Origin of the sequence: Bacillus sp. NEAU-242-2 (genome assembly GCF_027853835.1) — a bacterium.
Lineage (GTDB): Bacteria > Bacillota > Bacilli > Bacillales > Bacillaceae > Bacillus > Bacillus velezensis.
The window spans coordinates 547,992-565,063 of record NZ_JAPNNY010000001.1 but is presented as its reverse complement, the minus strand read 5'-3'; the positions used below and the strand labels follow the sequence as shown (position 1 = coordinate 565,063).

Below are 17,072 nucleotides of genomic sequence, written 5' to 3'. Positions count from 1 at the left end.
AAGGGGCGGGTGGAGGCCAATGGTTCATTTGAATAAACAGAGTGCGGATATCGCGATAATCGGGGTTGCTTGCAGATTCCCCGATGCAGATCATTATCATGAATTCTGGGAAAACATAAATAGCGGCAAAGATTCCATCCGGGAAGTGCCGATTGAACGGTGGGATCCCGATCTTTATTATTCAGCTGATATCAGTATACCGAACAAAACAATCAGCAAGTGGGGAGGTTTTATTCATAAAGCTGACCATTTCGACCATAAGTTTTTTAATATCTCTCCCCGGGAAGCGAAAAACATGGATCCTGAGCAAAGAATCCTTTTAGAAGAAACTTGGCGGTGCATCGAAGATTCCGGGGTCTCTTTGCGGGATCTCCAGCGTAAAACCACTTCTGTTTTTGCGGGTATTATGAATTCTGACTACCGGCAGACAGGTCATGCTGAATCGGAAATCGACAGTTACGCCTGTTTAGGAAGTTTCGAAGCTATGCTCTCCAACCGGCTTTCATACACATTCGGTTTGACCGGAAAAAGCATGTCTGTAAATGCCGCTTGTGCATCGTCGCTTGTTGCTTTACATGAAGCGGTTAAGTCATTGCGGACAAAAGAAAGCGATTATGCAATCGCATCGGGAGTAAACTTGAATTTCCAACCCGGAAAATATATTTCTTTTTCTAAAGCCAGAATGCTGAGTCCTGACGGCAAATGTAAAACCTTTGACGCAGCGGCGAACGGGTATGTTCCCGGAGAAGGGGCAGGCGTTGTATTGCTGCAGCGCCTTGGTGATGCAGTAAAAGCCGGTCACCATATATACGGGATCATAAAAGGGACAGCTGTTAATCATGGCGGTAAATCCCGTTCCATAACCGCTCCCAGAGCAGAAGCGCAGTGCCGGGTCATCTCAGAAGCTTTACACAACGCTGCTGTTGATGCTGCGACGGTTTCTTATGTAGAAGCACATGGCACAGGTACATCTCTGGGCGATCCGATAGAAATAGAAGCATTGACAAAAGCGTATCGGCAATATACTGAGGATACTCAATATTGCAGGATCGGAAGTGTGAAAACAAATATCGGTCATACAGAAGCAGCGGCGGGAATGGCTGGATTGATAAAAGTTCTAATGATGATGAAACATCGGAGGGTGCCGAAAAGCCTGAATGTACATACGGTAAATCCAATTATACAGTTTGAAAAAACACCGTTTAGGCCGGCGCTTGATTCAAGTGATTGGGAGGCGGCAGACGGGGCTCCGCTCAGGGCCGGAATCAGCTCCTTCGGTTTTGGAGGTGTTAACTCTCACGTCATCATCGAAGAATTTATACATACAAAAGACGAATCTGACAGAAAGGGAAGGGTTCCCTTCCTTTTTTCCGCTAAAAGTGAAGAAAGCATGAAACAAATGATACATAATTGGAGAACCTTTTCTGACGATTCTGAGGAATTTTGCAAAATATCAAATGAAGTGATCAGCAGCACCCTTTTAACAAGGGCATCGTTTGATTACAGGGCTGGTTTATTGGCAGGCAGCAAGGAGGAATTTAAAAATCAGCTTAAAGAGGGATTAAGTTTTCGGAGGAAACAAGATTCTGAATGGGCGCTTGCCATCGGTGACTTCAAATGGGAAAGTTATAAACAATTTGCCGTTTTGAAACGCGTGTTCCCTGATTTAGAAAAGAACGTAAGGTCGGTGCTGAAGGGTATACCAACATTGCACAGTTCATTTAAAAGAAAATGGACGCCTGAGAAAATCCGCTTGTATTCTTTAGTTATCAATACGGAAATCATAAAAAGTATCCTGGCATCCGGTTTTAAGCCAAGCCTCATTACAGGCGCCGGAGACGGATATTACGTCGCTCTTGCAGCAGCGGATATCATCAAAATTGAAAAGGCCATTTCTGTCATCACAGGCGCTGAAAAACCTTCGCACTTATCCTGTGAGCCGTCGACCATTCCATTTGTCAATCCGTACACTGCAAAAACGTACCCGCCGGTTCGATTAAATGAAGAATATGTAAGGATGCTGCTGAACGGTCTGAGCTTCCCGGCTGATTTTACAGACCGCCTGTACGGGAAAACACGGCTGCTTCTTGAGCACCAATATACGTTTAAAGGGTTTTTAGAAGAGTGGGATAAAGCGGGAAAGACTCAGGAAATCGAGATTTTATCTTATATTGTGAATCGCACGGCGGATAAAAGAAACGCATTGCCGGCTGATGAGGAAGCGGCGATCATGGCTATCCTTGCCTCTATGAGAAGACTGTATAAGAGATGGGATTTAACAGATTATGATGGATTCTTTGATAATGATTATGTTCTGGAAATATTAAATTTACTGGATGAGGGAATCTTGTCTAAAGAACTTTTTCTGAGCATGTTATTGAAAAAGCAAGACGGAATTAAACAGGCTGTTGCTTGTATGAATGAGCAGCCGGCAGGTTTTTATGATAAGACTCGTTTTCCGCTGATGACAGAATACAATCAAATGGATGCCGTGTCTCAGGAGATAGCTGACCATATGCCGCTTCACACGGAAGAAAAGGGAACGGAGCCGGATGTGAATATCTCTGATTTTTCAGTTTTTCAATTCGGATCGCTCCCTCCATCAGCAAAACTAAACAAAGCGGCTGCTTTTGAAGCGGACAAACCAGCCGATGAGGCTCTTTATCATTCATTTATGCAAATGTGGCTTTCAGGAGAAGAGATTGAATGGGCGAAACTAGGTGATTATCATAAAAGAAAAGCCCCGCTTCCGCCTTATCCGTTTGAGCGCTCTCAATTTTCTTTAAACCCTCAGCCGGTAAAATCAGACGCGGCTTTTTCAGAAAAGAAGAATCAGGCACTTTATACGCCGGTATGGAAAGAAACCGAACTTGAGAATGAAGCGGGCAGCGGACAAGCCTGTACTATTTTGTTGTTCTCCGGGAATAAAGACTATTTTGAAGAGCTGAAAAAAAGAGAGAATACGTCCGCATACCTTATTATGCCCGGTGAGCGTTTAGAGCAGATAAGCGACAGTGTTTTCACCATCAACAGGCAGCGTCCCGAAGATTATCAAGGTGTCATTCGTCTGTTAAAGGAAAAAGGCGCAGCGCCTGATGCAATTTTGCATACTTGGTCTGAAAAACAGCCTGAACTGGAAGAAACACTCGAATCAGGAATTTATTCTGTGTTTTATCTGACTAAGGCTTTAATCAGCGAGAACCTTATAAACAAAGTAACGTTCATTTATACATTCAGCGCAGATCAAAAAGAAAAATTGCCGTATTTTGAAGGTGTGAACGGTTTTTTAAAATCGATAAAACAAGAGTACCCGCAGTTGCATTGTAAGACGGTTTGCTTTGAACATGATTCTGCATCCGTTTCATTTTCAGAGAAGGCTGACATTCTTTATAAAGAAATAAACACAGCGCCTGATCGGCATATTCATATCACTTACAGAGGCTGCGTAAGATATGCACGGATGTTAGAGAAGCAGAGAGAAACAAACAGAAAGACCATTCAATACCCTGAAAAAGATAAAGTATATTTAATTACAGGGGGATTCGGGGGGATTGGCAGTAAAATCGCTGAATATTGCGCGAAAACTGAAAGATCCACTATTATCCTATCGGGGCGATCTGTTTTAAACGGAGATAAGCAGAAACATTTAGAATACCTGAACAGCTTTAAAGCAAAGGTTTATTATATACAGGCGAATATATCCGATAAAGAAGCGGTAAAAAAAATGATTGACGATATTACCGATCAGCATGCAGGTCTTCATGGCGTCATTCATTGTGCAGGAGTTATCAGAGACTCGCTGCTTTTTCGAAAAACAAAGCATGAACTTTCAGAGGTGATTGCTCCGAAAGTTCATGGCGCATTGAATCTTGATCATGCAACGAAGTCGCTCGAATTGGATTTTTTCGCCGTTTTTTCTTCAGTCGTCTCTATTGCAGGGAACGAAGGACAGTGTGATTATGCATATGCAAACGGCTTTTTAGATCATTTCGCCGAATATCGGGAACAGAAACGGCAAAAGTTTCTGCGCAGCGGCCGCACCCTGACAATCAATTGGCCTTTATGGCAAGACATCGGAATGGGGGCGAACCTGTCAGGTCAAGGGCGGACGTCTCTTTTTCATGGTTCCGGGCTCGAAGAACTTCCTGCTGAAGACGGAACGCAATGGTTTTCGCGGATTGTAACTTCGGGTCAGCTGCATAATATTGCAGTCTGCGGTGATCACGAACGCTTTGAACAATTTATGCAGCAGAGATTTTTGACGGACGAAACAGAGACAGGCAGTGCCGTTCCTTTGGCTCAAGGCGATATTTTGGATCAGACAGTTTTGTTTTTAACCAATATCATCTCCTCTGAGGTCGGTGCAGAACGGGAAGAGATCGATCAAGATGTGCATCTGGCTGAATATGGAATGGATTCGGTTATGATTCATCAATGCAACACAAAGCTGGAGCAGTCACTGGGAGCAATTTCGAAAACGCTTTTATTTGAATTTCATACAATCAGAGATTTAGCAGATCATCTTGTAAAGGAATACCCGGATCGGCTGGGGCGTTTATTTTCACGGGAGGAAAAAGGAAAACAGATTCAGAGCATTACCCCCGCCAGGCCGGAACAAGACATCACTGCACCTGCGGCGGAGGAAAAAGAACATCTTGACGGGATAGCGGTAATCGGTATCAGCGGCCGTTATCCCGGGGCTGAAAATATCGAAGAATTGTGGGATCTTCTATCAAAAGAGAGAACCGCAATCACAGAAATTCCGAAAGAACGATGGAATTATGAGACCTACTATGATCCAGACCCCGCTAAAGCGCATGAGGGAAAAATTTATTGCAAATGGGGCGGATTTTTAAAGAATGCTGAATCATTTGATTCTTTGTTTTTCCAAATATCGCCGAGAGAAGCAGAAGCGATGGATCCTCAGGAACGAATATTTCTCGAAACCGTATGGAAAGCATTTGAAGATTCGGGATATACCATTGAAGGGTTGAGGAAGCAGACCGAAAAACATGTCGGTGTATTTGCGGGAGTTACAACCAATTCTTACAAGCTGCTCGGCGAAAGAATACCGACGGACAAAAACGATGTACTTCCAAATTCGTTCCCATGGTCTCTCGCGAACAGAGTGTCTTACACATTTGATTTTACGGGTCCCAGTATCCCTGTAGATACGGCTTGCTCTTCATCCTTAACGGCAATTCACATGGCTTGCCAAAGTTTAAAAAAAGGTGAGTGCTCTGTTGCGGTTGCGGGAGGAGTAAATTTGTATCTTCATCCTTCTGACTATTTATACCGGTGTCAGATGGGAATGCTTTCAAAATCGGGAAAATGCAGAAGTTTTGGAGAAGGCGGCGACGGTTTCGTGCCCGGGGAAGGTGTCGGGGCCGTTATTCTTAAACCGCTTAAAGATGCCATACGTGATAATGATACTGTGTACGCCGTCATAAAAGGAACGGCAATTAATCATGGCGGAAAGACGAATGGCTATACGGTGCCTAATCCTGCCGCACAGGCGGATTTAATCCAAGGAGCTCTTAAAGCGGCCGGTTGGAGCGCCAGAAGTGTCAGCTTTATTGAAGCCCACGGCACGGGAACGCCGCTGGGTGACCCGATTGAAGTCCGAGGCCTGACCAAGGCGTTCAGAGCTTATACCGAAGATGTTTCATATTGCTCTCTCGGATCGATTAAATCTAACATCGGTCATCTCGAAGCGGCCGCGGGTATTGCCGGCCTGACAAAGATTATTTTACAAATGAAGTATAAAAAAATAGCCGCAACACTGCATGCTGAACGGGTGCATCCGGATCTTTATCTGGAAGAGACACCTTTTTGTCTCCAGCAGGAAACCGCCGACTGGATAAAACCCGTGAATGAAAAACATTCTGACAGCAAATATCCGCGGCGTGCGGGATTAAGTTCTTTCGGAGCGGGCGGGGCAAATGCACACATCCTTGTGGAAGAGTATGAGTCTGCTGCTGACTGTCAAACGGATTGTGAGGAAAGTGAGGAACTTATCGTACTCTCAGCCAAGCATTCACTGAGTTTACAGGAATCAGCAAAACAGCTGGAGGAATATCTTCAAAAGGCTCGTCATAAGCAGGGCGAGTGTTTACAGCCGGCGGGAACAAATAAGCCGCTTCACCTTTCTGATATTGCGTATACCCTTCTTGAAGGGCGTGAAGCCATGCCGGAAAGGCTTGCTGTCATTTCAAATAATATCGATGATCTGATGTTGAAATTAAATCACTTTTATAATGGAATTGACGATCACGAAATATTCAGAGGGAAAAAACCGAATCATAAACGCGGACAGCGGCAATCAGATCTTCCGCTCAAATCCGGCAGAACCACATTAGCCGAAATGGCTGAATTCTGGGTATCGGGAGGGAATTTAAGCTGGGAAGATTTCCGCACCGGCAGAAAACCGGCAAAAATTGCGCTGCCGACTTACCCTTTCTTAAAAAACAGACTGTGGGTATCAAATAAGGCGCAAACAACATCAGCAGCCGGTACAGCTCCTTTATTTGATTTTTCTGCAGGTGAGTGCCGATTTTATAAAACGCTTTCAGATTCTGAATATTATTTAAAAGACCATGTTGTGCATGGGAAAACGGTTCTGCCCGGAGCGGCAATCATCGAAGCGGCCAGAGAAGCGGGAGAGAGGCTGTACGGAAAATCAGTCATAAAACTGAGTCAGGTTGTATGGGCGGTTCCGATAACCGTTGAAAAAGAAAAGACGATAATGATAGATCTGCTGCCGAATCAAAAAGACGGCAGATTTGTGGTGAAAACCGATATGCAGCCTGAAGCGGCAGTTCATTGCCAAGGAAACATTATCACATGCGGAGATAAAGACGCCTCTCATACAGAGCATTTTAAATTGGACAGCCGGTTAACCGGACAGAAAAGATTAATCAGCGGCGCTGAGTGTTATAGGAACTTCCGGCAGAGCGGTTTGGACTATGGAGCCGGCTTTCAGGTAATAAAACAGCTGTTTATCCATGAAAATGCTGTTCTTGCACGAATATCACTTCCTGAGAGCATTCATAAAAAATCCGGCGCGCTGCTGGAACCGTGTTTATTGGATGGCATTTTTCAATCCACAACCGGGTTTACGTCCACTCAGGAAGACGATCACACCGCATATTTGCCTTTTGAATTAGGTGAGCTGGAAATTCTTCAACCACCTTCGGCAAGCGGCTATGCTTACATTACTGCTGCCGATGAAAGACAACATGATGATGTCAAAAGGTTTCATATACTATTTATGGATGAACACGGATCTGTAAGTCTTAAAATAAAAAACTTAGCGTTGAAGGCATTAAGGGCTGCACCGCAGACTCAAAATGAGCGGCATTCAGCTAAGTATTACACTGATATGTGGAAGCGGGCCCCTATGCTTCATCAGCCTGAAGGCAGCGGTTTAAACAGCTGCCTTGTGATTTCACTCCGTCAGGATATATCAGAACCGCTGATCCGCCAGGCATATAAAGATATCGGCCTGAACATGATCTTTGTCCGCCATGGCGGCAGTTTTCAAGAAAAAGAAGCTGATTCCTTTGAATTGAACAGCGTCAAACTTGAAGGCTATAAGAAATTGCTGGCGATTCTTAAAGAAAGACAAGTGACAATTGACCGCGTCATTTTAATCGGGATGAGCCCTGAAACGGGAATTGAGCATAACATTCATGAAAAGCTGGAAAAGGCTGTTTTGCCGGTTTTCAATGTAACGAAAGCTCTGTTAGCAACAATCCCAAGACATAAAATCCTGATATCACATGTATTTTTCACAAGGAACAATCAAATCTTACCTTATCAAATGGCAATGAGCGGCTTTTTTAGGTCGCTTCATTTAGAACATCCAATGTTGTCCGGTAAAAATATTGAAATACACAGCGATGGAATTCAGTTACAGCTGAACACCGGTCTGCCTGAATTAAAAAACCTTGTGAAAGAAACAGTCATCAGCGATGATGCTTCAGAGATCAGATACAGAGATGGAATCAGGCAGGTGAAACACTCTGCAGAAATTGAAAGGGCAGAGCCCTCCAAAAAGATGGAAGTAAAAGAAGGGGGAGTTTACCTCATTACAGGAGGAACAGGCGGTCTGGGACTGATTTTCGCCAGACATCTTGTGCGAAAAGGGAGAATAAAACTTGTGCTTATCGGCAGGTCAGAGCTTTCTGAGGAAGCCGTAAGCAATGTAAAAGAGCTCGAAAAAAACGGATCAGAGGTTTTTTATGTAAGAACCGATATTTCTGATAAGGAAAATGTCAACAACCTGATAAAACTCGTCAAAAACAAATTAGGTCCTGTTAAAGGAATTATTCACAGCGCCGGTGTGATAAAAGATTCATTACTCATCAATAAGCGTGAAGAGGATCTCGATTCAGTCTTGGCCAGCAAGGTTTACGGAACGATATGGCTTGACCGGTATACAGACAGAGAACCTCTGGACTTTTTTGTTATGTTTTCATCTATCAGCGCAATAATCGGGAATGCCGGACAAACTGATTATGCTTATGCAAACCGGTTTATGGATTATTTTGCGGAAATGAGAGCGGCGGAAAATAAACCTGGAAAAACAGTCTCGATTAATTGGCCTTTATGGAAAGAAGGCGGTATGCAAATTGACATTCATTCAGAGAAGTTCCTTTATGACCGTTTCGGAATGCTGCCTCTGGAAAAACGGGAAGGCCTTGCAGCATTTGATCAAGCAATGACAGGGTGTGAACATCAAATAATGGTATTTAGCGGTAATGAATTAAAGCTGGAACGAATGATAACGATTGACAGCGGAAAAAGTGACCCGGCAATCGCCGACGAAAATCACGAACCGAAAGAGCTGTCAATAACTGAATCTTTAAAAAGCACTTTGACGCGCATCATCACCGGCGTATTAAAAATTGAAGAACGGGAATTTGATTTTGAACTGCCGATAAGCGAATACGGATTTGATTCAATTATGTTTACAATGCTGGGCAACGAATTAAACGAAACATTAGGAATATCAATGATGCCGTCAGATTTTTTCGGTCTTACTGATTTTAATGAACTTCTTGAGTTTTTAAAGAGTGAGTATTCCGAAGAGCTTCATCTCTGCGGGTCTTTTTCTTCAGATGAATCTGCGGCGAAAGACAGAAGAGAAAATCTGATTGAGGGCATCGCAAAGATGATGTCAAGTATTTTAAAGATTGACAGAAAGGAAATAGAAGAAGAGACTTCATTCGGCGAGTACGGATTTGATTCTATTACGTTTACCAGACTCGGAAATGAAATCAATCAACAATATGGTACGGAATTATTGCCGTCCATTTTCTTTGAATGCAATTCACTGGCTGAACTGACTGATTATGTAATCGAGCAATACGGAGAAATCCTTTTTGCTGAGACAGAACCTTTTTCTGCAGCAGACGAAAAAACATTGTACAGCACGCCTCCGCCCGAATCCTATGAACATTCCCCTGAGCCTGAAAACAAAACCAGGCAAGAGGAAAGACATATGAATGAGCCGGTTGCAATAGTGGGAATAAGCGGCCGTTTCCCCCAAACAGATACGCTGGAAGACTTTTGGGAAGGAATTGAAAAAGGGCGGGATATGATTACAGACATTCCTGAAGACCGTTGGGACTGGAAAGAGTTTGACGGCGATCCGATCAGGGACGTTAATAGAACAAAAATAAAAAAAGGCGGGTTTATCAAAGGCGCGGACAGTTTTGATCCGTTGTTTTTCGGGATTTCTCCCGCCGAAGCAGAATTAATGGATCCCCAGCAAAGAATTTTTATGGAGACTGTATGGAAAACAATAGAAGATGCGGGCTATAAGCCGTCTGATTTGGCAGGGACGAAAACTGCGGTGTTTGCAGGGGTCGCCACAACGGACTATGCGGAACGTCTCAATGAAAATGGCGTCTCTGTTCAGGCGCAGACCGCAACCGGTTTAAATCATTGTATATTGGCTAATCGTATTTCTTACCAGCTGAACCTGACGGGTCCGAGTGAACCGATTGATACTGCCTGTTCAAGTTCGTTAGTTGCACTCCATCGTGCGGCTGAGGGGATTCAAAGAGGCGATTTTGAAATGGCGATTGCAGGCGGAGTGCATATTATGACAAGCCCTACTCTGTTTATAGCTTTTGATAAAGCAGGTATGCTTTCCAAAGACGGAAAGTGCAAAACGTTTGATAAAAGCGCTGACGGCTATGTAAGGAGTGAAGGGGCGGCTGCAGTATTGCTTAAGCCGCTCAGCAAAGCACAGGCAGACGGTGATCATATTTATGGTTTGATTAAAGGGTCAGCTGTAAATCACGGCGGCCGCGCCAATTCTTTGACAGCTCCGAATCCGAACGCACAGGCGGACTTATTAACCGAAGCTTGGCGGAAGGCGGGGGTCAGTCCCGCCACTGCGGGATATATAGAAGCGCATGGCACAGGGACAAGTCTTGGCGATCCGATTGAAGTAAACAGCATCATAAAGGCATTTAAAACGTTATATCAAGAATGGGACATTCCTTTTGAGAAACAGAAAAGCTGCGGAATCGGGTCTGTGAAAACAAACATCGGCCATCTCGAAACCGCTGCCGGAATAGCCGGAGTGCTGAAAGTATTACTGGCTTTTAAATATCGCAAACTTCCGGGACTCGCCCATTTTTCAGAACTCAATCCATACATCAAACTGGAAAATACGCCATTTTATATCACAGAAACCGCTCAAAAGTGGAATCCGATAAAAGATGAAGAGAACAACGATCTGCCGAGGAGAGCAGGTATCAGCTCATTCGGATTCGGCGGTGTGAACGCGCATATTGTTTTAGAGGAATATAGGAAACCTCAAAAAGAAGTGCCGGAAAACAACGGTAAAACACACATTTTTGTTTTATCTGCGAAAACCAAAGATCAATTACTTGAGTATATCCGGCTTATGGTTCATTACTTGGATCGCGTGATTGCCGGTGACATGACCGTTAATGCCAGTGACATGGAATTTACATTGCAAAACGGCCGGGAAGCAATGAACGAAAGAATTGCCGTATGTGCAGCGAGTCTGACTGAGCTGAGAGATAAATACGTCAGCTTTTTTGATGACAGCAAGGTGCAAAAAGGCGTATTTATAAGCGAAAACACTGAAGAGCGCGCAGCTGTTTCTGAATATATGATTCAGGAGGCTCTTCAAAGCGGAAAAGAGGAGCTGCTCGCACAATGGTGGGCCAATGGAGCCGAGTTTGAATGGAAGACAATCGGCAATAAGAAATTGAATAGAGTGCCGCTGCCGTCTTATCCGTTTGCAAAAGAGAGTTATTGGTTTACTCCGAAAAAGAACAAAAGCGAGGTTAATAGCAAAAGTCTTCACCCATTAATCAGCGAGAATGTCTCAACATTAAAGAAACAAGCATTTAAAACTGTTATTTCCGGAACTGAATTTTTCGTCACTGATCACCTTGTTTCAGGAGACTGTGTGTTGCCGGGAGCCGCTTCGCTTGAAATGGCTCTTGTTTGTGCGGAAATAAGCGGAGAAAGTAAAGTATATAAAATAAAAGACGTGATGTGGAACAGACCTATATTATATAAAGGAAAAACGCTGCACATTTATACCGGCTTGGAAATGAAACAAGATAAGTTGAACGTAACGATATGTAAAGAGGGCCCGGATGGCGTGCAGCAAATCTGCACACAATGTGAAACAGTATTCGGAGACATAAACAGCAATCCTGAGTATGTCGATATTGATAAGTCCATACGCCGCAGTAAAACGGTCATAAGCCGGAAAGAGTGTTATCACCGCTTCAGTCGTATGGGCCTGACATATCAGAGCGGTTTTCAAACGTTGAAAGCCGTATATCGCGGTGATGTGGAGTTAATGGCAGAATTGGAGCTTCCGGATCATTTAGCGAACGGGTTTTCACATTTTACACTCCATCCTTCATTAATTGACGGCGGTTTTCAAGCGGCGGCATTTTTGTTAAGAGAAAATGAGAAAGACGGCTTATTTGTTCCTTATTCACTTAGAGAGCTTCACATTAAGAGGGCGCTTACTGCCCGATGCCATGTTTCGGTGAGAGAAACCGGTTTTTATACGTATAACATTGATTTTATTAACGAGAGCGGCGAAATAGCCGTGAGCATGAAAGACTTCTCTGTCAGAAAAGTGACCGGGGGAGAATTAACCGCAGGTCATAAAAATGAAGATCAGGAAATTCTCTTCTTATTGGAACAATTGAAAAACGGTGAACTTTCTGCTGACCAAGTTTATCAGCTGCTGGAGGGAAAATAGTGCAGATCAAACAAATACTTTCCTTAATTGAAGAACAGCAAATGTCTCCTGATGCAGGACTGGAGCTAATTCGCACTTACAGAAAAGAACAAATGGAAAAAAAGGCGGAGCCGGGATCACAAGCTCCGTCCCCAACCATTTTTTTTAAGACCGATTGGGTAAGGACAAATCACATTGATATGCCGAATCAGCAGGCACCGGGGAATATGCTGATTTTTGATCAGGATAACCGTCTCTTTCAGCATGCCGAGATGATGAATGGAGAACATAACCGTGTCATTCTCGTAACGCCCGATTCTGATTACAGAATTGAACGGAATAGATGCACAATCAATCCTTCTGATGAACATCATGTCGAAATGCTGCTGTCTGATTTGGCTGAAAACGGATTTACACCTGATGTCGTGCTTTATTTATGGAACGGAGAAATCAGAGAAATCACTGAAGAATCCGTTAATGAAACTCTTCGCAGAGGGATAAACTCGCTCTTTTTATTATCAAAAGCTTTAATGCGAAGAAACGAACCTGTTACGTTATTGCATATTTATTGGAAAAGCGGTCTGAATCAGCCGTTTCATGAAGCTGTCGGAGGGTACATGAAGACGGTAAACATGGAAAGCTCCAAGCTTAAAGCGAAAACCATACAGATACGCCACGAGGATTCTGACATAAATCCTCCGGTTTCCGAGATGTGGGATGCTGCAATCAGTGAAATGCAGCGCAGTCAAACGGATGAATGTGAGGTTTTAATAGACTCATATACCCGTTATGTGAAAGAGCTGCAGCCTATTGATATTCCGGAACACGATCACGGATCTGTAACGTATCAAAAAGGCGGCATATATATCATTACCGGAGGAGCCGGAAAACTCGGGCTGCTGTTTGCGGAACACATCGCTAATGAAAACCAAGCCGTGATTATACTTACAGGCCGTTCTTTTTTAACAGCTGATCAAAAAGAACGGATCAGTAAGCTTAATGAGAGCGGCTCTATTGTTGAATATCAGCGGACGGACATAACAGATCGAACAGAGGCAGAGCGATTCATTTTCGGCGTTAAACAGCGGTACGGCAGCATAAACGGGATCATCCATGCTGCCGGCATCCTTCGTGACTCATTTCTTGTAAATAAAAGTCTCAGTGATTTTACGGACGTACTGAAACCGAAAGTTTACGGGACAATCTGGCTGGATGAGCTGACAAAAGACGAAGATCTTGATTTTTTTGTTCTCTTTTCTTCTTTTGCCGCTTACGGAAATGCCGGCCAAAGTGACTATGCGTACGCAAATCATTTTATGGACAGTTTTGCAATGCTTCGATCCCAGCTCTCTCGAAACGGAAAAACACTATCAATCAATTGGCCGTTATTGAAAGATGGCGGAATGAGTCTCGACAGCAATGGAATCATTCAAATAAAAGAAAAATACGGAATGACTCCGATGCGAACTTCCTCTGTTCTGGAAGCGTTTCTGAAAATGCTGGGGTCTTCATTTACCAGCTTAATGCCTGCAGAAGGTGAGCGGAATAAAATGATAAAAGCGCTTTCGATTCAAAGAAATACAGCTGCAGCAGATCAAGATACACTCACGGCGGAATACGATGAAGAAGAGGAATATGCTGCGAAAGAAAAAGTCAATGACTATTTAATCAAGATCATCAGCGGTGTCTTGAAAATCCAAGCTCATAAAATAAATGCGAAAGACTCTTTTGAGAAGTTCGGAATCAACTCACTTATGATCATGTCACTTATTTCAAAGCTTGAAGATACTTTCGGGGATCTTCCGAAAACAATCTTTTTTGAATATCAGAACATTGAAGAGCTTTCAAACTTCTTCCTAACATCTTTTAAAGAAAAAGTCCTTAAGGCCGCAGGGGCAGCTCCGGTAACAAGAGTGCAGAAGAAAAGAGAAAATCCGAGTAAAAAACAGCACCGGCAGCAGAAGGATACACCTGCACCGAGCATGGTTCAGCCGGGTGAGGATATTGCCATTATCGGTGTGAGCGGAAGATATCCGAATTCCGATACTCTTGAGGAGTTCTGGGAAAACATTGCCGGAGGGAAAAACTGTATTATTGAAATCCCCGAGGAACGTTGGGATTTCAGATCAATTTACAGTCCCGACAGAATGGAGAAGGGGAAAATCAACAGTAAGTGGGGCGGTTTTATCAGCGGTGTTGATCAATTCGATCCGCTGTTTTTCCATATTTCTCATAAAGAAGCTGAGCTGATGGACCCTCAGGAGCGAATTTTTCTCGAAACCTCCTGGCATACGTTTGAAGATTCAGGATATACAAAAGAGAAGCTTAACGGTATGAAAGCCGGTGTGTTTGTCGGAGCCATGTACGGACAATATCAATTATTCGGCGCAGAAGAAACTGCGCGGGGCAATCCGATTGCGCTCAGTTCCTTCTTTTCATCTATTGCGAACAGGGTTTCATACTTTTTTAATCTCTCCGGCCCGAGCATTGCACTGGATACGATGTGTTCATCATCGCTGACGGCCATTCACTTGGCATGTGAGAGCATTAAAAGAGGGGAAAGTGAAATTGCGCTTGCGGGCGGCGTTAATGTGTCCATACACCCCAGCAAATACCTTTGGCTGAGTCAAGGTAATTTTGTTTCCACCGAAGGATTGTGCAGAAGTTTCGGAGAGGGCGGAGACGGCTATGTCCCGGGAGAAGGTTCGGGAGCCGTCCTGTTGAAACCTCTGGAAAAAGCAATTGCTGATCAGGATCATATATACGGAGTGATTAAAGGAACATCTGTAAATCATGGCGGAAAAACCAATGGGTTTACGGTTCCGAATCCGAATGCACAAGCTGAGCTGATTGCTGAAAATTTCAAGAAATCGGGCATCAGTCCGCGATCCGTCAGCTACTTGGAAGCACACGGAACGGGTACCTCGCTCGGAGATCCGATTGAGATCGCAGGATTGACAAAAGCTTTTGAGAAATTTACGGATGATAAACAATTTTGTGCCATAGGTTCAGTGAAGTCTAATATCGGACATTTGGAGTCTGCCGCAGGTATAGCAGCCCTTACAAAAGTTCTTTTGCAATTTAAGCACCAGAAATTGGCGCCATCCATTCACTCGGAACAGCTGAACCAAAATATCCGATTTGAAAAGACGCCTTTTTACGTTCAGCAGAAAGAAGAAGAGTGGCGGAAAGAATCAGGCGCCTCTAACAGGAGAGCAGCAATCAGTTCGTTCGGAGCGGGAGGAGCAAATGCCCATGTCATTGTGGAGGAATATCAAAACCATGCGGACACACAAACAATAAGCGGTCCGTTTGCCGCAGTTCTCTCTGCCAAAAATGAAGACAGACTGAAAGAATACGCCCGGCGCCTTCTGCAATTCACAGAGCGGGAGACAACAGCCTCGGCAGCTGATATCGCTTTTACATTGCAGACATGCAGGGAGCCGATGGAAGACAGACTTGCTGTTGTAGCTTCCGATTTGCCGGAACTTAAGGAGAAGCTGAGAACTTTCTGTACTGAAGGAACAATTGGAGAGGGCGTATACAAAGGCAATGTTACGAAAGACTTTGATAAAGTCTTTATCTTTCATGATCAAAAGATGAAAGATAAATTCCTCGAAGTGATGATGGAGACAAAGGACTTGAATCTTCTAGCAAAATTATGGTCTTTCGGGGCTGATATTCAATGGAGAGAGTTATATGAAGAGTATACTCCGCAAAAGGTCAAGCTTCCTTTATATCCATTTGCTGAGGAGTCTTACTGGGTGCCTCGAAATCAAAGTGCAATAGTTCCGGAAATATTGCCGCGGCAGTCTTCACTGCACCCGCTTCTGGATTCGAATGAATCTACTCTGGAACAGCAGTTTTTTAAAACGACATTAAGAGAAAAAGAGATTTGGTTAAAAGACCACATCGTAAAAAACAAGAGCATTCTCCCGGCAGCTGCTTTTCTTGAAATGGCATGCGCAGCGGGAACGCGGTCATATCGAAAGAAAGAGGTCACTCGTTTAAAAAACGTGATATTTGCAAGACCGGCCATGCTTTTGCAAGAGAGCCTGACCATTTACACTCACATTTCCGTAAAAGACGGCAAAATATTATTTAATATGTCATCTGACGAGGATGCTGCTGTAAGGAATGGATTTGTGACGGGGGAATTAGATTATGATCATCATTACGATGATGATATAGAGAATATCGACAGACAAGAGATGATAAACAGAAGTGCTTTTGTCCGTGAACAAGATGAATGTTACAAGTATTTTCGGGAAAACGGGTTCCTGTATGGGCGCGCTTTTCAGCCGATTCAACGTTTATGGGGCGGAAAAACAGAAGCGGTTGCACACTTATTGCTGCCAAAAGAAGCCGCATATGCACTTGAAAATTATACAATGCATCCGTCTTTAATTGATGGGGCTCTGCAATCTTTGTTCGGGATTACGGACGGAAGAGAAGAGGCATCTGTTTATGTTCCTTTTTCAATAGGTGAGATTACGATTCGGAAAAAAGTTTCAGCAGAATGCTGGGCTTATGCGCGTAAAACAGGCCAAAAAGGTCAATCCGAGCTTATTTACGATATTCAGCTGCTTAATGAACAAGGAGAAAGACTTGCAGGTTTGAAGGATGTAACCATTCGTAAAAAAGAAACGTTTTCCGCGGAGGCACAGACTCGTGCAACAGCGGATTCCAATGGAAAGAACGAGAGAGTAAAAGAGCTCCTCAGACAATTAAAAGCGGGCGAACTGACTGCGGAGGAAGCTGATTATGTGCTGGAGCGCATGCAGGATTAGTTTATCATTTTGCGGAAGTGCCATTTGTA

At 43.8% G+C, this 17,072-nt stretch carries 2 protein-coding genes; both read left to right on the top strand.

The genetic code is table 11. The features are described from left to right. The first annotated feature begins 19 nt into the window (after positions 1–19). Positions 20–12,274, top strand: a complete 12,255-nt coding sequence (locus OWN49_RS02035) for an SDR family NAD(P)-dependent oxidoreductase (RefSeq protein WP_176283299.1) — start codon at positions 20–22, stop codon at positions 12,272–12,274. Next, the gene (locus OWN49_RS02030) at positions 12,274–17,043 is read left to right on the top strand and encodes a type I polyketide synthase (RefSeq protein ID WP_176283300.1); all 4,770 of its coding nucleotides are present in this window, start codon (positions 12,274–12,276) and stop codon (positions 17,041–17,043) included. The genes OWN49_RS02035 and OWN49_RS02030 overlap by 1 nt, the downstream gene beginning before the upstream one ends. The last annotated feature ends 29 nt before the right edge of the window (positions 17,044–17,072 follow it).